This window comes from Streptomyces luteireticuli (genome assembly GCF_041519305.1).
GTDB lineage: Bacteria > Actinomycetota > Actinomycetes > Streptomycetales > Streptomycetaceae > Streptomyces > Streptomyces luteireticuli.
Genome location: NZ_CP167927.1, coordinates 1,119,277 through 1,138,740 on the forward strand (window position 1 = coordinate 1,119,277; position 19,464 = coordinate 1,138,740).

Here is a 19,464-nt window from a genome sequence, read left to right on the forward strand (position 1 = left end):
AGTTACCATTCGCAGCTTTCGCAGAATTCGCAGTTTCGCACCGCCGGTCTGGACGGATTCCACAGAGTGGACCTCTCGCGGACCGGGCCGCGACGGGGAAGGCTCGTCACGACAAACCTTCCTTGAGGCCCCGAGGAGCCCCGTGATCGCCCATCAGGTACGCGTCCACCCCAGCTCGGCCCGGCTCCCCCGCGAGGAGCAGCTCGCCTGGAAGCTCGCGTCCGTCGCCACCGCGACCCAGGAGGCACCGGACCTGGACCCGGCCGCCACGGCCACGGCCGTCGACCGGGTCGTCGACAACGCGGCCGTCGCCGTCGCCTCGCTGCTCCGCCGCCCGGTCGCGGTCGCCCGCGCCCAGGCCCTCCCGCACACCGCCGCGCCCGGCGCCTCGGTCCTCGGCACGGCGCCCGGCGTCCGCGTCTCCCCGGAATGGGCGGCGTGGGCCAACGGCACGGCGGTCCGGGAGCTGGACTTCCACGATGTCTATCTGGCGGCCGACTACTCCCACCCCGGCGACAACATCCCGCCCCTGCTGGCCGTCGCCCAGCACACCGGCCGCTCCGGCGCCGACCTGCTGCGCGGCATCGTCGCCGCGTACGAGGTGCACGTCGCCCTGGTGAAGGGAATCTGCCTGCACGAGCACCGCATCGACCACGTCGCCCACCTGAGCGCGGCCACCGCCTGCGGCCTCGGCGCCCTGCTGCGGCTGCCCACGGAAGTCGTCCACCAGGCCGTGCAGCAGGCAGTGCACACCACCACCGCCACCCGGCAGTCCCGCAAGGGCGAGATCTCCAGCTGGAAGGCGTTCGCGCCCGCGTTCGCCGGGAAGGCGGCGGTCGAGGCCGTGGACCGCGCGATGCGCGGCGAGGGCGCCCCGTCGCCCGTCTACGAGGGCGAGGACGGCTTCCTCGCCCGGATGCTGGGCGGTCCCGGGGCCACGTACACCGTCACGCTCCCCGGGCCGGACGAGCCGCGGCGCGCCATCCTCGACACGTACACCAAGGAGCACTCCGCCGAGTACCAGGCGCAGGCGTTCATCGATCTGGCCCGGCGGCTGCGGGAAAAGGCCGGACCGCCGGACCGGGTGCGCTCCGTCGTGCTGCACACCAGCCACCACACCCACCACGTGATCGGGTCCGGCTCCGGCGACCCGCAGAAGTACGACCCGGCGGCGTCCCGCGAGACGCTGGACCACTCCGTGCCGTACATCTTCGCGGTGGCCCTGGAGGACGGTGTCTGGCACCACGAGCGCTCGTACGCGCCCGGGCGCGTCCGCCGTCCGGAGACCGTTGCGCTGTGGCGGAAGATCACCACCGTCGAGGACCCGGAGTGGACCCGCCGCTACCACGACCCCGACCCGGCGCGGCGCGCGTTCGGCGGCCGGGCCGTGATCACGCTGGACGACGGGGCGGTCGTCGAGGACGAACTGGCCGTCGCCGACGCCCATCCCAACGGGGCGCACCCCTTCGACCGCGCCGGGTACACCGCCAAGTTCCGCACGCTGACGGAGGGCCGGGTCCCCGCGGCGGCACAGGACCGCTTCCTGGCGGCCGCCGCCGGACTGGCCGGCCTCGACACCGCCGGCCTCGCCGCGCTCTTCCCCGCCGTCGACACCGGCGAGGTCACCGCCTACGACGCCGGGCTGCCCGGAGGGCTGTTCTGATGCTGCACACCCGCACCACACCCGTCGAACGCCGCCGCTCCTTCCGCGAACGGCTCGCCTCCGGGCGCCTGTTGCGCGTCCCCGGAGCCGTCAACCCGCTCTCCGCCCGGCTGGTCGAGGAGACCGGCTTCGACGCCGTCTACCTCTCCGGTGCCGCGCTCTCCGCCGACCTGGGGCTGCCCGACATCGGACTGACCACCGCGGGCGAAGTCGCCGACCGCGCCCGGCAGATCGCCCGGGTGACCGGCCTCCCGCTGCTCGTCGACGCCGACACCGGCTTCGGCGAGCCGCTGAACGCCGCCCGGACCGTGCAGCTGCTGGAGGACGCGGGCGCGGCCGGACTGCACCTGGAGGACCAGGTCAACCCCAAGCGGTGCGGCCATCTCGACGGCAAGACGGTGGTGCCGCGCGCGGAGATGGTCCGCCGGATCCGGGCCGCCGCCGATGCCCGCCGCGACCCGGACCTGGTGCTGATGGCCCGTACCGACGCCCGCGGCCCCGAGGGGCTGGCGGCGGCGATCGACCGCGCCAAGGCGTACGTGGACGCGGGCGCCGACGCCGTCTTCCCCGAAGCCCTCGCGGACGAGGCCGAGTTCGCGGCGTTCCGCGCGGCCGTGGACGTACCGCTGCTCGCCAACATGACCGAGTTCGGCAAGGGCCCCCTCCTGGACGCCCGCACCCTGGAGAACCTCGGCTACAACATCGCCCTCTACCCCGTCACCCTGCTGCGCCTGGCCATGGGCGCGGTCGAGGACGGCCTGCGCACCCTGGCCGCCGAGGGCACCCAGGCCTCGCTCCTCCCCCGCATGCAGACCCGCTCGCGGCTGTACGGACTCCTCGGCTACGAGCAATATGCGGCCTTCGACACGGCCGTCTTCGACTTCACGCTCCCGCCCGGCGCCTGACCTCTCTCCCTTCCGGAGGCACTCCCATGACCACCACCGCGCCCGAGATCCACCGCGGGCTCACCGGCGTCGTCGTCGACAGCACCACCATCTCCACTGTCATCCAGGAGACCAACTCCCTGACCTACCGCGGCTATCCGGTGCAGGACCTCGCCGCCCGCCGCTCGTTCGAGGAGGTCGCGTACCTCCTGTGGCACGGCGAACTGCCCGGCCGTGAACAGCTCGTGGAGTTCCGGGCGCGGGAACGGGCCCTGCGGCCCCTCGACCGCAGCACGGCCGAGCTGCTGGACCGGCTGCCGCGCACCTGCCACCCCATGGATGTCCTGCGCACCGCCGTCAGCCTGTTCGGCGCCGAGGACCCGACGGAGGACGACGGCAGCCCTGCGGCCCACCGCGCCAAGTCCCTGACCCTGCTCGCGAAGCTGCCGGTGGTCGTCGCCGCCGACCACCGCCGCCGTCAGGGCCTCGCGCCGATCCCGCCCGACCCGTCCCTCGGGCTGGCCGAGAACTTCTTCCACATGTGCTTCGGCGGCGTCCCCGGCCCCGAGGTGGTCCGCTGCTTCGAGACCTCCCTCGTCCTCTACGCCGAACACAGCTTCAACGCCTCGACGTTCACCGCCCGCGTCGTCACCTCCACCCTCTCCGACCTCTACAGCGCGGTCACCGCGGCCATCGGCGCACTGAAGGGACCGCTGCACGGAGGAGCCAACGAGGCCGTCCTGCACATGCTCCACGAGATCGGTGACCCGCAGCACGTCGACCGCTGGCTCGACGAGGCGCTCGCCGCCAAGCGCAGGATCATGGGCTTCGGCCACCGCGTCTACAAGCACGGCGACTCCCGCGTCCCGGTCATGCAGCAGGCGACGGACCGTCTGATCGCCCTGTCGGACGCCCCGGACACACCCCGCCTGGCCGCCCTCCACGCCGCCCTCCGCACCGCCATGCTCCACCGCAAAGGCCTCCACCCCAACCTCGACTACCCCGCCGGTCTCGCCTACCACCTGATGGGCTTCGACGTCCCCACGTTCACCCCCCTCTTCGTCATGGCCCGCATCACCGGCTGGACGGCCCACATCACCGAACAGCTCGCCCACAACGCGCTGATCCGCCCGCTGGGGGCGTACACGGGGCCGGGGCAGCGGGCGGTCCCGGCGTAACGGGCCGATGGGACGTCCTGTCCCTCTTCCTCAACAGCAGCCGTCGCACCTCTCGCGCTCGTGGGAGGTTGCGGCAGTGAGGCGCCGGTAGCCGGCGAGGAGATGCGTACAGCATCTTTCCGTGGCGAATTGGGCGGCGTCGAGGCGTGCTTGGCCGGTGACGCGACCGTTGTCGTCGAAAGCTGCGCGGAGGGCGCCGAGAAGTGCGTCGGGGTTGTCGGGCTGGAAGAGGTAGGCGTTGCGGCCGTTGGAGAGGATGCTGGTAATGCCCCCGCTGGAGGGGGTGACCACAGGAATTCCGGAGGCCATCGCTTCGACGACGGTACAGCCGAAGGTCTCGTAGGGGCAGGCTGTACAGAACACGTGGCAGGAGGCGTAGAGGGCGCTGCGGTCGGCGCCGCGGACGAAGCCGAGGAGATGGATCCGGGGCGAGGCCGCGGCCAGTCGTGCGATCCGGGCGGTGATGTCGGGCGGGCCGTCACCGGCGATGAAGAGGGAGAGGTCTTCGTTGCCGGGCATGGCGCTCAGTTTGAGAAACGCCTCGACGATGAGGTCGAGGCGTTTCTCACGGGCAAGTCGGCCCAGGTAGAGCATGCGTTTGCCGCGGCCGTCGTAACCAGGTGCCAGCCTGGAAAGAACGGCAGGGTCGGCGCGGTCGGTGCCGAAAGAGTCGATGTCGACGCTGTCGAAGGGAACTTGTTCGATCCGCACGTCGCTGAGTCCGCTCAGGGTGTCCGCAGCATAGGGGGTCGCACAGATGGCGGTGTCGAAATGGCGGTACACGTGACGCATGATGGGCGGGAACATCGAGGTCACCAGATGACGCAGGACCGGGTAGCTGCGGGCGGAGTTGAAGTGGTCGCCTTGATACTGAGCCACATAGGGCACACCGTGCCGCCGTGCGTAAGCGTGTCCCGGTATCCCCCACGAGCCGAACACAAAGGACCGTTCAGGGTCGATGACGACCACCAGGTGCGGCGCGATCTTCTCCAGCGCAGCGTCGATCTGCGCGAGTGCGGCCCGGCGCGGGGTGCGCAGCATCGGATAGGGCAGCCATGGCTTGGAGTCATAGGGGAGCAGTTCCAGACCGGACACGCCCGCACCGGTCGGAAGACTGTCATGGGCGACTTCGGGGACCAGCAAAAATAAACGCACATTCGGCTGCGAAGCGAACCACCGAGCTCGCTCGATATTCCCCAGCGAGATGCCGCTCACCTCGGGTGGAAAGCTTGCGGTGATCCACGCCACGGTCTTCGGGGATGATTCAGCACGTGGAAGCAACTGAACAACCTCTCCATCAGAATGAGGACTCTCCAGAATTCACGGAGCAAGCTTCTCCGGGTTCGTTCGACGACATTGGCAGCGAGCGATGAAACCCCAATGAAGCCCGGGGCCCGCCCCGGGGCGGTGCGGGCCCAGCAAAGCCCTTTCCCTAGGAGATGACCTTGCCCGGGCACAGCCGCTGAGCCGTCTTCCCCCTCAGCCGGGCGTCCACGCAGCCGCCCGGCAGCCCCTCGTGGGCCTTGGTGCCGAAGTTGGCGGTGACGGTCAGGGTGCCGTCGCCGAAGACCGTGCGCTGGACCAGGTGGTCGCCGGTCAGCCAACGGAAAGAGGTCAGCTGCCGGGTGCCCGCAGCCTGGTGCAGGGGGGCGAAGTACTTCTGCAGGGCCGCCAGTTCGCGCAGGTTCTGCCGGTCGCGCTTGTCCTTGTCGCTGAGCACGAAGTTGAGCGGGGTGTTGTAGAGCATGGCCAGCAGGGCCCGGTCCCGCTTCTGGTCGGGGAGCTTGCCGAAGGGGAGTTCCCAGCGTTCCGCGTTGACGAGCGAGCCGTGGAGGGCCGTCCCGTACAGGGGCACGCGGTACGCCGGGTCGTACATGGCCTTGAGCGTGTGGGCCACGGCGGCCCGGTGCTCCGGCTTGAAGTCGCCGACCCGTACGGGCTTGAAGAAGGTGGCGGCGGCGTCCTCCGGCATGTAGCCGCCCCAGGCGTCGTCGTCCTTGGGGTCCTCCGGCCTGCTGTCGAAGTGGCCCGTCTCCATGCCCCACAGCCGGCCGTCCACCGGGGTGCCGGCACCGTGCTCGAAGGCCAGTACCTGATTGGCCCAGGCGGAAGCGGACTCCGAACCCAGGACCAGCGGATTGCGCTTCTTCGTGGTCGGGTCGTACGTGCCGTCCGCCAGGCGCTTCATCCGGGCGAGCCGGTTGGTGCGGTCCTGGGCCTTGGTCATGGGGTGCTTGGGGTCGAAGTCACGGAAGAGTTCGCCCGCCGCGTCCACGTCGAGGAAGTAGCTGTCGGCGCCGTTGGCGACCAGCGGGCGGGTGCGGTCGGCGAGGTAGTGCTTGACCGGCTCGGCCTGTTCGAAGGCTTGCGAACTGAGGTAGCAGCCCTTCTTCCGGAAGCCGGGCTGGGGCGTCCCGTCGGCCCGCTGGACGCAGAAGGTGGGGTAAACATCGTCGGGCCAGATGGTGTTGGGCGAGGATTCGGGCGTCTTCCGCTGACCGTCGGCGAAGGAGTCGTACGGGCCCACCAGGTAGCCGGCGGCCTTGGCGGCGTCGGCGTCCGCCTTCTTCATCGGGGTGTCGTCCGAGTCGTAGCCGAGCCAGAGGCGGGAGACGCCCAGGTCCTTGAGGCGCTTCACATAGGAGGCCCGGCGGGCGCCGCCCCAGGCGTAGGCGTGGAACGCGCCGAGCAGCCTGCCCGTCGCGGGGTTCTTCCTGATCTTCTCGCTCAGGCTGCCCAACTGTCCGTGCTCGGAGAGCCAGTTACGGTAGTCCACGGCCGGGGCCACCGGGGAACCGTCGGTGAGGGAGAGCGCCACAGTGTAGACGCGGGTGTCCTGCCGCCGGGAGAACTCGTGCCGGGCGGTGGCCCGCAGTCGTCCTCCCCGGGAGGCGAAGGTCAGCGAACTGCCGATGTCGGTCGGGGTGATGTAGCTGACGCCGCCGTGGCCGGAACGGAGCGTATGTCCCCATACCGGCAGGGAGAACTGGGAGCTGATGTCCTGTTCCTCGCCGACCAGTCCGCCGTCGGCCGAGTTCCAGAAGGGGTCGGCGACGGGCACGGAGAGCCCCTCGCCGCGCGGGAACTGGAGGGCCTCGACGGCCGGGTCGGTGGCGGTCACCGGCCACTGCAGAGAGGTGTCGCCGCCGGTGGCGGTGAAGGTGACCAGCAGCCGCCCGTGATCCGCGCGGGCCTCCGCCTTCAGCCCCTTGCCCGGGTACGACCAGGTGGCGCCGCGCTTCGTCCGGATCGGCCCCGCCGGCTTCCCGGGGGCCTGCGGCGCGGGGGCGGACAACAGGACGGTACGGCCGTCGCGGGTGCGGGCCTCGGTCTTCAGAGTGGCGGGGTCGACGGTGACGGTGCCACCCGGCAGCGGGATGTCGACCCGGCCGTCGTGGATGCGCACCTCCGCCGGGGCGGTGGCACCGGCGGCCGGCACCGGGGCGGTGGCCGCCTCCGCGGTGGTGGCCGTGAACGCGGTGGCGATGGCGAGGGCGAGGACGGTCTGCCGGGCGTACCGGCGGGACGGTTCTGCGCTGGGCGTGTTCCGGATGGCGGTGTGCATGACACAGTGATACGGAACGTTTCTAAACGATCTTTACGAGGGCGTTTACCTAGTTCTGTTCCGATAAATGGCCTTTGCCGCTGCCCTAGTTTGCTTGGCTTCGCGAGGTATGCAGACTTCGTGCCCCGTCGCTGCTCGGGACCTGTCGTCCGTTTCGCTCGCTTCTGACGCCGGGAGTCCGTCTGGTTTCAAGATCAGGGAGAATCGCCGAACATGCAGCGGAACGACACCGTCCGTCTCGACCATGATCACGCTACGGCGTGAGCCAGCGGAAGCCGTACCCCAGCGACCTGTCCGACGCCCGATGGGCCTTGATCGAGCCGACGTTGACGGCCTGGCGGAAAGCCCGGCTCGACCGTCGCCCCACCGGAAAGCCGGCCACGGTCGAACTCCGCGATGTGTTCAACGCGATTCTCTATCTGAACCGCACGGGAATCCCCTGGAAGTACCTCCCGCACGACTTCCCCGGACACGGCACCGTCTACTTCTACTACGCGGCCTGGCGCGACGAGGGAATCTTCGCCCAACTCAACTACGACCTCACGGGATTGGCCCGCGTAAAGGAAGGCCGCAAGCCCGAACCCACCGCCTCCGTCATCGACACCCAGAGCGTGAAGACCTCCACCAACGTGCCCGTGACCAGCCAGGGAACCGATGCCGCCAAGAAGATCGTAGGCCGCAAGCGCGGCATCCTGACCGACACGCTCGGCCTCATCCTCGCCGTGACCGTCACGGCCGCCGGCCTCCACGAGAACGCCCTGGGAATACGCCTCCTCGACCAAGCGAAGGAAACGTATCCGACCATCTCCAAGAGCTGGGTCGACACCGGCTTCAAGAACGCCGTCGTCGAGCACGGGGCGAAGCTCGGAATCGACGTCGAAGTCGTCAACAGGAACCCCGGAGTTCGCGGATTTCATGTCGTGAAAAGGCGCTGGGTGGTGGAACGGAGTATCGGGTGGATCATGATGCACCGACGCCTCGCCCGCGACTACGAGACTCTTACCGCCAGCTCCGAGGCCATGATCCAGGTCGCGTCCATCGACAACCTCGCCAAGCGCATAACGGACGAGACCACACCAACCTGGCGAGGAACCTACTAGGGCATAAGCGGCAATCCGCCTAGATTAAACGCCCTCTGAGTGGAGGTTTCATCCTGGAATCCCCCGTGGCAGACCGATTCTGAAGAGCGGTCAGTGAGGCACGTGTGGTTTTCGTTCCTGTTGGTGCACCACGGCATCGGACTTGCGGCGCGTTATGCGCTTTGGGTTCCGACATCAGCCTTGGAGTCTGTCTCATTCAAGGATGCCCGGTCTCACCCAGGAATCGGCGAGTGGACCTCCGGGCCCTGGCGGTGGGTTCCCCAACGCGGTACGCCAAGAGTATGGGCGAACGCCGAGCGTATGGCAGCGATCTGTCCGATGACCGATGGGCCCTGGTGGAGCCGGTGTTGAGCGAGTGGCGTGCCAAGCGCCGCCAGGCCGGCATCCCCGGTGGGCGGCCACCGAAGTACGCGCTGCGGGACCTGCTGGATGCGATCTTGTACGTGGACCGCACCGGCATCCCCTGGCGCTACCTGCCCCACGACTTCCCGCCGTGGGAGACCACCTACCACTACTTCGCGTACTGGCGTGACGAGGGAGTCTTCGAGAAGCTGAACGGGCTGCTGCGGCACCGGCTGCGTGAGCAGGCCGGACGGGACGCCGAGCCGAGCGCGGGGATCATCGACGCGCAGAGCGTGAAGACCGCCCACACCGTCCCGTCCGCCACACAGGGCACGGACGCCGCGAAGAAGATCGTCGGCCGCAAGCGCAGCATCCTGACCGACACGCTCGGCCTGCTGCTGTTCGTGCTGGTCACTGCCGCCAGCGTGCAGGACTCCACCGCCGGCACACCCTTGATCAGGCAGGCCTCCCGGGCACACCGGCGGCTGCGGAAGATCTGGGTCGACGGCGGCTACCGCCAGCACCTCGTCGAGAGCGCCGCCCGGCTGGGCATCGACCTGGAAATCGTCCAACGCAAGCCCGGGACCAGGGGATTCGCTCCGATTCCACACCGCTGGCCAGTAGAGCGGACCTTCGGTTGGATCATGATGCACCGCCGTCTGGCCCGCGACTACGAGACGCTGACCGCCAGCTCTGAAGCCATGATCTACCTTGCAATGATCGACACCATGGCCCGCCGGATCACCGGAGAAACCACCCAAACCTGGCGCACCTCAACGCCCGAGGATGAGACACCACGCCCAGGATGAAACCTCCACTAAGAAGCGTCGGCGTCGCTTCCGTCCTCGTCCGCCCCCGGCCGCAGGCACTGCGCGTTCCGCAGCAGCCCCTCGATGACCTCGTCCATGTCGAGCCGTTTCTCGACCCGTTGCACATCGGGGACGCGGGCGCGGGTGGTGACCCGTTCCGGGGCGAGGAGCTTGCAGCAGTCCTCGTCGGGGAGGACGGAGACGGCGGCGGTGCCGATGGCCCGGGCCTCGTCGATGATCTCCTGTTTCTCCCAGCCCAGGAGCGGGCGGAGGACGGGCAGGGAGGCGGCCTCGTCGATGGTCGCCATGTTGGCGAGGGTCTGGCTGGCGACCTGGCCGAGGCTGTCGCCGGTGACGACGGCCTCGGCGCCGGTCCGCCGGGCGAGGGCGCTCGCCGTGCGGATCATCAGGCGCCGCTGGGCGATCACTTGGAGCTTGCCGGCGCCGGCGACGGCCAGCTGCTTCTGGGCCGTGCCGAGGGCGACGACATGGAGCCGGCCTCCCGGCTGGTAGCGGTTGAGTTCGCGGGCGAGGGCGTATGCCTTGTAGACGGAGGAGGCGTTGGTGTACGGGGCGCCGGTGAAGTGGACGAAGTCGCAGCGCAGGCCGCGGCGCATGGCGCGGTAGGCGGCGACGGGCGAGTCGTAGCCGCCGGAGAGCAGGACGAGGGCGCGGCCGCCGCTGCCCACGGGCAGGCCGCCCTGTCCCTTGTGGCGCTCCCACGACAGGTAGGTCTCGTGCCGGCCGACCTCGACGGAGACGCGGACGTCGGGTGTACGGAGGTCGACCGGCAGCCCGAGGGTCTCGTGGACAACGCCTCCGACGTGGCGTTCGAGCTGGGTGGAGGTGAGGGGGAAGTCCTTGTCGCGGCGGCGGGCGCGGACCGCGAAGGTGAGGCCGGGGCGTCCGGCGCGGAGTCCGTCCAGGGCGTCCAGCACGGTCGCGCCGATGTCCTCGACCGTGCTGGGCACCCGGACCGCGGGTTCCACGACGCTGAACCCGATGACGCGGAGGGCCCGTTCGACCAGTTCCGCCACGGGGACCTGCCCGCCGAGCACGGTCACGCTCTGGGTGGTCCTGATCCAGGTGGATCCGCCGACGCCGCGTAGGGCGTACCGCAGGTTGTCCTGCAGCCGCTGCTCGAAACGCTCCCGGTTGCGGCCCTTGAGGAACGTTTCGCCGGGCTTGAGGAGGACACAGGGGGCGGGCCGGGGGGATTCCCCGGTGGGGGCGGTCGGCTGCCGGGGCACGGAGTTCTCCTTCGCGCGTCGCGTCGCGGGCCCCGGGCGGGCGCGGAGGGCCCGGCGCGCGGTGCGGTGCGTGCCGGTGTGTTCCCCGCGTCGCCCTCCCTCGGGGCCACCGGTCGGACCGCGCGTGGCGGTCACGCGCGGGCAGCGGCAGGTCTTCGGACTCGCGGGCATCCTTCACTGACCTACTGGCCGTCGCTTCCCGGGGGCCTCGCGGATCCCAGTGCTCATGACGGCGGTCGTTCCCGCTCACCGCTGCGGGGCAGTCCCGGATTCCCACCGGGTTCCCTCTTGCGACGCGCCTGCCTGGCGGGCAGGGCGAACCGGCTGCGTCCTCCAGGTTAAGTCACAGCAGGCGTCCGCTGCCCGGTGTGTCAGTCGGCGACGGTCACCCGCTCGGGCCGGACGTGCGCGCTCCACTTCTCCTCGATGCGGGCGGCCTTCCACACCACCAGGGCGAGGATCCAGGTCGCCAGGAACAGCCCGACGACGACGAACCCGACGACGTTGAGGTCCAGGCCGGCGATCCAGTCCCAGAAGGGCCCGTGGAGACCGAGCTTGTCGGCGAGGAGGCCCAGGAGTTCGACGGTGCCGATGAGGAAGGCGACGGCGACGGACAGGCCGGTGACGGTGAGGTTGTAGTAGACCTTGCGGACCGGCTTGGAGAAGGCCCAGCCGTAGGCGAAGTTCATGAACGTGCCGTCGACGGTGTCCAGCAGCGTCATGCCCGCCGCGAACAGTACGGGCAGGCAGAGGATCGCGTACCAGGGCAGGCCGGAGGCGGCGCCGGAGCCCGCCAGCACGAGCAGGGCGACCTCGGTGGCGGTGTCGAAGCCCAGGCCGAACAGCAGGCCCAGCGGATACATCTGCCAGGGCCGGGTGATCGCCTTCGTCACCCGGCCCAGCAGGCGGTTCATCAGGCCGCGGTTGTTCAGCTGCTCCTCCAGCGCCGCCTCGTCGAAGTGGCCGGAGCGCATCCGCCGGAAGACCTTCCAGATCCCGGCGAGGATCACCATGTTGATGATCGCGATCGCGTAGAGGAAGGCGCCGGAGACGGTGGTGCCGATCCAGCCGGTGACGGCGTGCAGCCCGGAGCCCTCGTCCGCCACCGGCCCGGCCAGCTGCCGGACGCCGAGCGAGAGCAGGAAGGCGAGGGCGAAGACCACGCTGGAGTGGCCGAGGGCGAACCAGAAGCCGACCGACAGCGGCCGCTGTCCGGCGTGCATCAGTTTGCGGGTGGTGTTGTCGATCGCGGCGATGTGGTCGGCGTCGAAGGCGTGCCGCAGTCCGAGGGTGTAGGCGGTCACGCCGATGCCGATCCCGAAGGACTTCGTGCCCAGGCTGTAGTGCCCGGGGGCGACGAGCGCGACGAGCGTGAACCAGCCGACGATGTGCAGGGCGACGACGACGGCCGCCATCCCGCCGAGCCGTCGCCATTCGTGGCGCGATATCGCTCCCGAGACCCGGTGCCAGCGGGACGGTCGCAGGCCCGTGACGGTGGAAGAGCCAGTGGTCATCGCGGGTTCCCTTCCTTGGGCGTACCAGGAAGGGCACACCGTAGGCGCGGCCGATTTCCACCTGCAATACCTATGCAACAACGCATGGGAGCGCGCGGCAAGTGCGGGCGTGCGGCCGCCCGTTCGCGCCGGTGCACGGCAGTGCGAGGGGTCAGCCGCCCAGGCTCCAGGAGACGGTGTGGTCCGCCAGGGTCAGGGCCAGGAGGACGAGCAGGTCGGCTGCGCCCAGGGTCAGGCCGAGGAGGGCCCGGCCGCGGCGGGCCGTGCCCCGGGCGAGGGCGAGGCCGCCGAGGGCCAGGGCCAGCGGGCCGAGCACCACGTTGAAGACCAGCAGCCCCATCAGGCCCAGGACGAAGGCGGCGACGGCCATGCCGTCGGCCTGCGTACCGCGCGGGGGGCCGCTTGGTGCGCTTTGCGCACGGGGACGCCGGTCCGTCGTCGATGTCGTCATGTCAACGCCCCTCCGTCCGCGCCCGGTTGCGCTCGCGGAGCGCGAAGACCAGCAGCCACAGGGCGACGACGGCGGCGGCCGGCAGCAGGACCGGGAGCGGGGTGTGGGCCGCCGCGCCCATCAGGACGCCCATGACGAGGATGGCGGCCATGAGGAAGAACACGGGTCTGCACCTCCTTGAGTGAACAGTTGAAGAAACAGTCGTTCACTGAAATCAGCGTACTCGCGACTGGCAGGCCCTGGCAAACAGTTGTTTACTGACTCCATGAGCAGCAACACCCTCGGAACCCGCCAGGCACAGAAGTTGAGGACGCGTCGGGCCCTTCTGGACGCCGCTCTGCGGCTGTTGGAGGAGCAGAGCCTGAGCAGCCTCGGGCTGCGCGAGGTGACCCGCGTCGTAGGGGTGGCACCCGCCGCGTTCTACCGGCACTTCAGGGACATGGGCGACCTCGGCGTGGCCCTCGTCGAGGAGTCGCTCCACAGCCTGCACGGCATGTTCCGGAGGATCCTGGCCGGACAGGAGGACTCCGAGGAGCTCATCGACCGCTCCGTCGAGGTGGTCGCCGAGCACGTCCGCGCCCACCGGGCGCACGTCCGCTTCCTCGCCCGCGAACGCCACGGCGGCGTACGGGCGGTGCGCGAGGCCATCGCGGCGGAGCTGGAGCGCTTCGGCGACGAGGTCGCCGAGGCGCTCGGCGCGCAGGAGGCGTCGCGCGGCTGGAGCCGGGAGGACGTCCGGATGCTCGCCGGCCTCTACGTCGACCATCTCGTGATGACCGCGTCCGCGCTCCTGGAGGCGGCGCCCGGGGGCGAGGGCCGGATCGCGGACACCGCACGGCGGCAGCTGCGGCTGATCAGCCGCGGCCGCCGCCACTGGTAGGCGCGGGCGCCGCCGGGCTCAGCCGGTGAACCTGCCGAACTCGGCGCTGAATCCGTAGTCCTTCTGGTCCGGGATACTGGAACAGTTCAGCTCGACCTTGGCGCTGGCGCACGGGTGGTCGCGCTGGATCTGCCACATGGCCAGGCGGCCGATGTGCTTCTCGTTCGCCCACGTGGTCAGGCGGGCGGCGTCGTCGATGGTGAAGGTCTCCTCGGGCTGGTCGTTCTTCCCGAGCATCGGGGTGATGCCGACCTTCTTCCACAGATCGGCGTCGGAGGCCCCGGGGTGGAACGGCTTCAGCTGGTCGTGCAGGGCGGTGCCCGCCGATATCGCCGCCGCACCCATGTCCTTGACGGGGTGCCCGTAATCCATGGTCATGACGTTCCAGGTCCCGATCCTGAGGCCCTGGGCCACCGCGTCCCGGACGACCGCCAGGCCTTCCGCGGTCAGGCCGTCCTCCATGACGGGGAGGGTGTAGGAGATGTGGAGGGGCTGCCCCTTCGCGTCGTACTCCCGCTGGAGCGCGGCGAGGGCCTGGGCCCGGCGGGTGTTGGCCCGGGCGTCGAGGATGGCCGTGCCCTCGATGTCGAAGTCCAGCTTGGTGGCCTTGAGGCGCTCCACCACGCCGCGGTAGGCGGCGGTGAGCCGGTCCGTGTCGCCGATGGTCAGGGCGAGTTCCTGGTTGCTCGCGCCGCCGAAGGACACGACCACGTCGCCGCCGGCCCTGCGCAGCTTGTTGATCTGCGGCACGAGGAAGTTGCCGGAGACGGGCTGCGAGTGCTGCCCGGACCAGACGGGGACCGAGCCGTCCTGGGGGTCGGCCACGATGAAGGCCGTGGTGAACTGCCGGGCGCCGGAGGCCTGGTGGAGGGCCTCCAGGTCGGGCGTCGGATAGAGGCCGGCGTCCGCGTAGGGGGCGAACGGGGCGGCCTCCTTGGGGTCGCCGGGAACCGCGTCGATCAGCCGGTCGTCGGCCTTCCACTCCAGGACGATGCCGAGCCCGGCGGCCGGGACGTTTCTGCGGTAGCCGTCCTTGGGGGTGATCGTGACGGAACTGCCGTCCTGCACCACGGAGTCCTGCTCGTACTCCTGGGCGAGGATCTGCCCTTCGGGCAGGGTGAGACGGAGCTTCCAGCCGACGTCGGAGGTGTCCTTCCCCGGGGTGGGGAGGATCCTGTAGTGGTAGTTGCCGCCGGTGGACCAGTCCCTGTCCGGGGAGCCGGTCTGGTCGCCCACCCACTGCACGGACACCTTGTCGGCCCCCTCCAGCAGCACGGCCCGCAGCGGGTCGGGGGCGGCGGCCGGTCTCACGGCCTCCGCCCGGACGGTGTGCTCCGCCGTCGCGGGGGCGGCGGCCGACGGGCCCGCCGTTCCCGCGACGGCGGCCAGCAGGACGGGGGCAGCGGCCGCGGCGGCCAGAACCGGGCGCACTCGCATGGTTCCTCCTCGTGGGGGGTGGCACGGCACGGCGGCATCCCGCCGGCCGCGGATTCGGTTCCCCGTTCAACATGCTGATCACCCCCGGGGGAGGCCGATTCCCGCCACGAGCGGGCCGTCCGCCGCCCCGAACGCGCCACATGCCCCACAGGAGCCTCCCGAGGAACCGGAGTTGCCCCGGGATTCGCAAACAGGCACCCTTTCCGGCCGACCCGTTCCGGACAGCGTCCGGGCCCTGGCGACGGTATTGGTATAGACCGCAGCCCCCGGGGTGCGACGGGGGCTTCGCTTCCGGAACCCTTCCGGAGGGAGTCCGAAGGGAACGGGGGCCGCCGGCCCGGGCACGGCACCGGGCGGGCGCACAGCGGATCGGCACCCCGGCGGCGGACCGTCAAACCACGGCAAGATCAGCAATAAGGGTGCAACCGAACCCTGTGCGAACGAGAACAGATATTGGCCGAAAGTCAGGGCGAACAAGGGAAGTTCGCGCGATCGTCGGACCGTCCGTGACGGACCGCCCCCGTCACGCGAACAGGGCCCGGACGCGCCGGACGGGAAAGGTCGGTACGACACTTCCCGCCGGCGCGGCCGGGCCCCGGGCCGGGCGCACATGCCGTCACACGAGCCCTCGACCGGTCGTCGTCCGGTCGCGGGGGCGCGGAACAGGCTTCAGCGCTCCCTTACTGGGGACACGAGTCGCCACAGTGGCAGGCGCGACCCTGCTGGCAGCCACAGGTGCAGCCGGGGCCGCAGTTGCAGCTGGCGCTGGGCGTGGCGATGTCCGTCAACTGAGCACTGTTCACCATGAGTTGATCCTCCTTCCGGCCGGCCGGACGCCGGCCTGCGACGATCTTGGCTGAGCTCGAAGCCCTCAGTCTGCAATCGATCTCACGGGACTGGCTGCACGTTTTCCGGCCATGCGCGCGGTCCCGTGCGGAATCCATCCCTCAGCACCACCGGTCGCGACCGCCCGCGACACCGGTGAACCACCGCCCCATCAGGGCATCCGCCGCGCCGGACAGGACCTTCCCTCCCCCGCGCGCATGCAGCGAGTAACCGACTACACACACTTCGCCCAAGAGCGCGAATCAGCCATCTCTTACCTCCGAACTTTCCACGCATAGCCGGAAACTGACTACTGAATGCGAGCCTCCACTCTTCGGAGGCCGTCCGGCGGCGACCCCGAGAGCCCTCTCCACCGCCCTCCGCACCTCAGGAAACAGCGGCCCCGACCAGCCCTGAGCTGCCCGGAAACCCCGGAATTAAAGATTCCGTCATGATCGATTCACGCCAACTCGCAGCGCATTACGGTCCGTTTGGCAACGGTAATCGGGGACAGTCCGATAATCGGTGCCCAGGCTGGCCGAAGATCACCGCATGAGTCAGAATCCAGTTCGAGCCGTACTCCTTACAGGTGACTCACTGTGCGTGGGGACCTGTCAGCGGACGGCATGGATGCAGAGGGGCCGCCACCACGCCACCCACTTCACATGGGGCGCGTGACACGGGGATCCACTATGCACAGGTTCAGTGGGTCAAGGGGGAATTTCCGCACATGCCTGGATTAAAGTCGCCGAGCGCCCCTGCGCGCACGCGACTTGGACTGGTCCTGCTGGTCCTCGCCACCGCGCAGCTGGTCATCTCGCTCGACTTCAACATCGTCTACGTCGCCCTGCCGAGCATCGGCTCGGGGCTGGGCTTCTCCGGTCAGGACCTGCAATGGGTGGTCAGCGCCTATGTGGTGGCCACCGGAGGGTTCCTGCTGCTGGGCGGACGGGCGACGGATCTGCTCGGACGGCGCCGGGTCTTCGTCGTCGCCTCGCTGCTGTACGCCGTCTCGTCGCTGATCGGCGGTCTGTCCGGCTCGGCGGGCGTCCTGGTGGCGGTCCGCGCGGTCCAGGGCATCGGCGGGTCCCTGCTCTTCCCCGCCACCCTCTCCCTGATCAACACCCTCTACGAGGAGGGCCCCAGCCGTAACCGGGCCCTGTCCGTCTGGGGTGCCGCCGGCGCGGGCGGGCTGTGCTTCGGCTCGCTCCTGGGCGGCGTCCTGGTGGACGCCTTCGGCTGGCCGTCCGTCTTCGTGGTCAACGTCCCCCTCGCCGGCGGCCTGGCCCTGGCGGGGTGGCTCCTCTTCCCGCCGGACGAACCCCTGGCCCGCCGGGGCGACTTCGACCTCCTCGGCGCCCTGACCGCCACCGGCGGCATCACCCTGCTGGTCTTCGTCCTCGTGCACGGCCCCGAGGCCGGCTGGGGCAGCAGCACCGTCCTGGTCAGCGCGGTCCTGGCCCTCCTCCTGCTGGTGCTCTTCGCCGTCGTCGAGAAGCGCACCCGTGACCCGCTCACCCCGACCCGGCTGTTCCGCAACCGCGGGCTGCTCGGCGCGATGGCGATGACCGCACTGTTCAACGCGACGTTCAGCTCGGTCCCCTACTTCCTGACCGTCTACTTCCAGACCGTGCGCGGCTACAGCGCGATCGGCACCGGACTCGCCTTCCTGCTGCCCGCGGTGGTCGTCGCCGTCGGGACGCAGGCCGGGGAGAGAGCCGTGGCCCTCCTCGGAGTGCGGACCATGCTCGTCGGCGGCCTGGCCGTCGGGGCCGTGGGCGTGCTGACGCTCGCCCTGTCCTTCGACGACCACGGTTCCTATCTGCGCCTGGTGCCCGGCATCGTCCTCATGAGCCTCGGCCAGGGCGCCGCCTGGACCGGCATGTGGATCACGGCCTCGGCCGGGGTCGAGCCGGGCGATCAGGGCGTGGCCTCCGGCATGGCGTCCACCACGATGCAGGTGGGCGGCGCCGTGGGCCTGGCGGCCCTGATCGCCGTGGGGGACGTGGGCAACCACGGGCTCTCCCCGGACGAACTGCTGGACGGGGTGCGCGCCGCCGTCTATGTGATCGCGGCGGGCATCGGTGCCGGTGCCGTCGCGGTCCTGGCCCTCCGCGGGCGTCCCGGCCGGTAGGAGTGCCCCGGTCCGCCGCCGTACCCGGCGGCCCCTTCCGGTCCCGGCTTCCGCGTACCGGCATCCGCAAGCAGAGCGTGTGATTTCGAGGAGACACCGTCGTGCCCAGCCTGCCCCCCACCCCTCCGTCCGTACTGTCCTCCCCCCGAACGCCGCAGGGCCGGGCCGCCGTCCTGTGCGGGCTGGCCGGGTGGGTCCCGCCGCGCGTGGTGACCAACGAGGAGCTGTCCCGGCGGCTCGACACCAGCGACACCTGGATCCGTACCCGTACCGGGATCGGACAGCGGCACTTCGTCGAGCCCGGCCAGGCCACCTCCGACATGGCGGTGGAGGCGGGCCGCCGGGCCCTGCGCTCGGCGGGCACGGACACCGTGGACGCCGTGGTGGTCGCCACCACGACCCCGGACCGGCCGTGCCCGGCGACCGCTCCGGTCGTCGCCTCCCGGCTGGGCCTCACCGGGGCGGCCGCGTTCGACGTCAGCGCCGTCTGCACCGGCTTCGTCTACGGACTGGCCTCGGCCGCAGGTCTGATCGCGGCGGGGGTGGCCGAGCGGGTCCTGCTCATCGGCGCGGACACCTACTCGGCGATCGTCGACCCCGACGACCGGACCAACGCGATCATCTTCGGGGACGGGGCGGGCGCCGTGGTGCTGCGCGCCGGCGACCCCGACGAGCCGGGCGCCGTGGGCCACTTCGACCTCGGCAGCGACGGCGCCAACGAGGAAATGATCATGGTGGCGGCGGGCGGCTCCCGGCAGCGCACCTCGGAGGCCGAACCGAGCCGGGCCGACCGGCACTTCTCCATGCGGGGCAAGGAGGTCTTCCGGCACGCGGTCACCCGCATGGCGGCGTCCGCGCGGACCACGCTGGAGCTCGCCGACCGCAAGGCCGAGGACATCGACCACTTCGTGCCGCACCAGGCCAACCTCCGGATCCTGCGCTCGGTGGCGGACGACCTCGGACTCCCGGCGGACCGCTGTGTGTCCAACGTCGAGTCCGTGGGCAACACCGGCGCCGCGTCCATCCCGCTCGCCCTGTCCGACGCTCTCGCCCGCGGCACGCTCCGCCCCGGCGACAACGTCCTGCTCACCGCTTTCGGCGGGGGCCTCACCTGGGGCTCCTGCTTCCTGACCTGGCCTGCCCTCCCTGAGCCGGGCCCGTCGTACGACCAAGGAGAAGAACCCGCGTCATGAGCACCACCTACGACCAACTGGTCGGCATCGTGAACACGTTGCACGACGCCCCGGCCGAACTGATCGCCCCGGGGGCGACCTTCGCACAGCTGGACGTCGACTCGCTCACCCTGGTGGAGATCAGCATGCGCATCGAGCGCGATCTCGGCGTCACCATCGAGGACAACGAGCTTCAGGAGGACCTCACTCTTGACGCGACGGCCCGGCTGATCGACTCCAAGCTCGCCCAGTAACCGCAC

The 19,464-nt window shown here is 70.4% G+C and carries 16 protein-coding genes and 1 riboswitch; of the genes, 9 read left to right on the forward strand and 7 right to left on the reverse strand.

Features of this window, described 5'->3' with window-relative positions; all coding sequences use genetic code 11:
• Window positions 1-142 precede the first annotated feature (142 nt).
• From AB8735_RS04750 to AB8735_RS04760, 3 genes are read left to right on the forward strand one after another with little or no spacing between them, the layout of a single operon-like run.
• Window positions 143-1,663, forward strand: a complete 1,521-nt coding sequence (locus AB8735_RS04750; protein ID WP_372405562.1) for an MmgE/PrpD family protein — start codon at window positions 143-145, stop codon at window positions 1,661-1,663.
• On the forward strand, window positions 1,663-2,568 hold the full coding sequence (gene prpB, locus AB8735_RS04755; RefSeq protein ID WP_372405564.1) for a methylisocitrate lyase: 906 nt from the start codon (window positions 1,663-1,665) through the stop codon (window positions 2,566-2,568). The genes AB8735_RS04750 and prpB overlap by 1 nt, the downstream gene beginning before the upstream one ends.
• 26 nt (window positions 2,569-2,594) lie before the next feature.
• Window positions 2,595-3,725 (forward strand): bifunctional 2-methylcitrate synthase/citrate synthase, encoded by a 1,131-nt coding sequence (locus tag AB8735_RS04760; protein ID WP_372405565.1) that lies wholly within the window; start codon window positions 2,595-2,597, stop codon window positions 3,723-3,725.
• A 30-nt stretch (window positions 3,726-3,755) separates the two neighbouring features.
• Here AB8735_RS04760 and AB8735_RS04765 read toward each other — a convergent pair whose 3' ends face one another.
• Both AB8735_RS04765 and AB8735_RS04770 read right to left on the reverse strand, forming a co-directional pair.
• On the reverse strand, window positions 3,756-4,973 hold the full coding sequence (locus AB8735_RS04765) for a glycosyltransferase (RefSeq protein ID WP_372405567.1): 1,218 nt from the start codon (window positions 4,971-4,973) through the stop codon (window positions 3,756-3,758).
• Between the two features lie 184 nt (window positions 4,974-5,157).
• Window positions 5,158-7,290 (reverse strand): glycoside hydrolase, encoded by a 2,133-nt coding sequence (locus AB8735_RS04770; RefSeq protein WP_372405568.1) that lies wholly within the window; start codon window positions 7,288-7,290, stop codon window positions 5,158-5,160.
• Window positions 7,291-7,550: 260 nt separating this feature from the next.
• Here AB8735_RS04770 and AB8735_RS04775 point away from each other — a divergent pair, with 260 nt between their 5' ends.
• Together AB8735_RS04775 and AB8735_RS04780 are read left to right on the forward strand one after the other, a co-directional pair.
• Window positions 7,551-8,390, forward strand: a complete 840-nt coding sequence (locus AB8735_RS04775) for an IS5 family transposase (protein ID WP_372404156.1) — start codon at window positions 7,551-7,553, stop codon at window positions 8,388-8,390.
• 281 nt (window positions 8,391-8,671) lie between these two features.
• Entirely contained in the window at window positions 8,672-9,541 is an 870-nt protein-coding gene (locus tag AB8735_RS04780) for an IS5 family transposase (RefSeq protein WP_372404158.1), read from the forward strand.
• An 8-nt stretch (window positions 9,542-9,549) separates the two neighbouring features.
• Here AB8735_RS04780 and thiI read toward each other — a convergent pair whose 3' ends face one another.
• The 4 genes from thiI to AB8735_RS04800 all read right to left on the reverse strand — a co-directional run bounded on the left by thiI (window position 9,550) and on the right by AB8735_RS04800 (window position 12,919).
• Window positions 9,550-10,791, reverse strand: a complete 1,242-nt coding sequence (gene thiI / locus AB8735_RS04785; protein ID WP_372405569.1) for a tRNA uracil 4-sulfurtransferase ThiI — start codon at window positions 10,789-10,791, stop codon at window positions 9,550-9,552.
• Window positions 10,792-10,940: 149 nt separating this feature from the next.
• Window positions 10,941-11,081, reverse strand: a riboswitch (cobalamin riboswitch).
• Between the two features lie 81 nt (window positions 11,082-11,162).
• On the reverse strand, window positions 11,163-12,239 hold the full coding sequence (locus AB8735_RS04790) for a HoxN/HupN/NixA family nickel/cobalt transporter (protein WP_344032891.1): 1,077 nt from the start codon (window positions 12,237-12,239) through the stop codon (window positions 11,163-11,165).
• Between the two features lie 217 nt (window positions 12,240-12,456).
• Window positions 12,457-12,756, reverse strand: coding sequence for a hypothetical protein (locus AB8735_RS04795; protein WP_372405570.1), 300 nt, complete (start codon window positions 12,754-12,756; stop codon window positions 12,457-12,459).
• Window position 12,757: 1 nt separating this feature from the next.
• Entirely contained in the window at window positions 12,758-12,919 is a 162-nt protein-coding gene (locus tag AB8735_RS04800; protein WP_344032833.1) for a hypothetical protein, read from the reverse strand.
• Between the two features lie 102 nt (window positions 12,920-13,021).
• Here AB8735_RS04800 and AB8735_RS04805 point away from each other — a divergent pair, with 102 nt between their 5' ends.
• Window positions 13,022-13,636, forward strand: a complete 615-nt coding sequence (locus AB8735_RS04805) for a TetR family transcriptional regulator (protein WP_372405572.1) — start codon at window positions 13,022-13,024, stop codon at window positions 13,634-13,636.
• An 18-nt stretch (window positions 13,637-13,654) separates the two neighbouring features.
• Here AB8735_RS04805 and AB8735_RS04810 read toward each other — a convergent pair whose 3' ends face one another.
• The gene (locus tag AB8735_RS04810) at window positions 13,655-15,073 is read right to left on the reverse strand and encodes a chitinase (protein WP_372405573.1); all 1,419 of its coding nucleotides are present in this window, start codon (window positions 15,071-15,073) and stop codon (window positions 13,655-13,657) included.
• 1,555 nt (window positions 15,074-16,628) lie between these two features.
• On the opposite strand from AB8735_RS04810, the gene AB8735_RS04815 reads away from it, so the two are divergent.
• From AB8735_RS04815 to AB8735_RS04825, 3 genes are all read left to right on the forward strand, one after another.
• Window positions 16,629-18,032, forward strand: a complete 1,404-nt coding sequence (locus AB8735_RS04815; RefSeq protein WP_344032839.1) for an MFS transporter — start codon at window positions 16,629-16,631, stop codon at window positions 18,030-18,032.
• Between the two features lie 110 nt (window positions 18,033-18,142).
• Window positions 18,143-19,225, forward strand: a complete 1,083-nt coding sequence (locus tag AB8735_RS04820) for a beta-ketoacyl-ACP synthase III (RefSeq protein ID WP_372411776.1) — start codon at window positions 18,143-18,145, stop codon at window positions 19,223-19,225.
• Entirely contained in the window at window positions 19,222-19,458 is a 237-nt protein-coding gene (locus AB8735_RS04825) for an acyl carrier protein (protein WP_344032841.1), read from the forward strand. Before AB8735_RS04820 ends, AB8735_RS04825 begins: the two co-directional genes overlap by 4 nt.
• The last annotated feature ends 6 nt before the right edge of the window (window positions 19,459-19,464 follow it).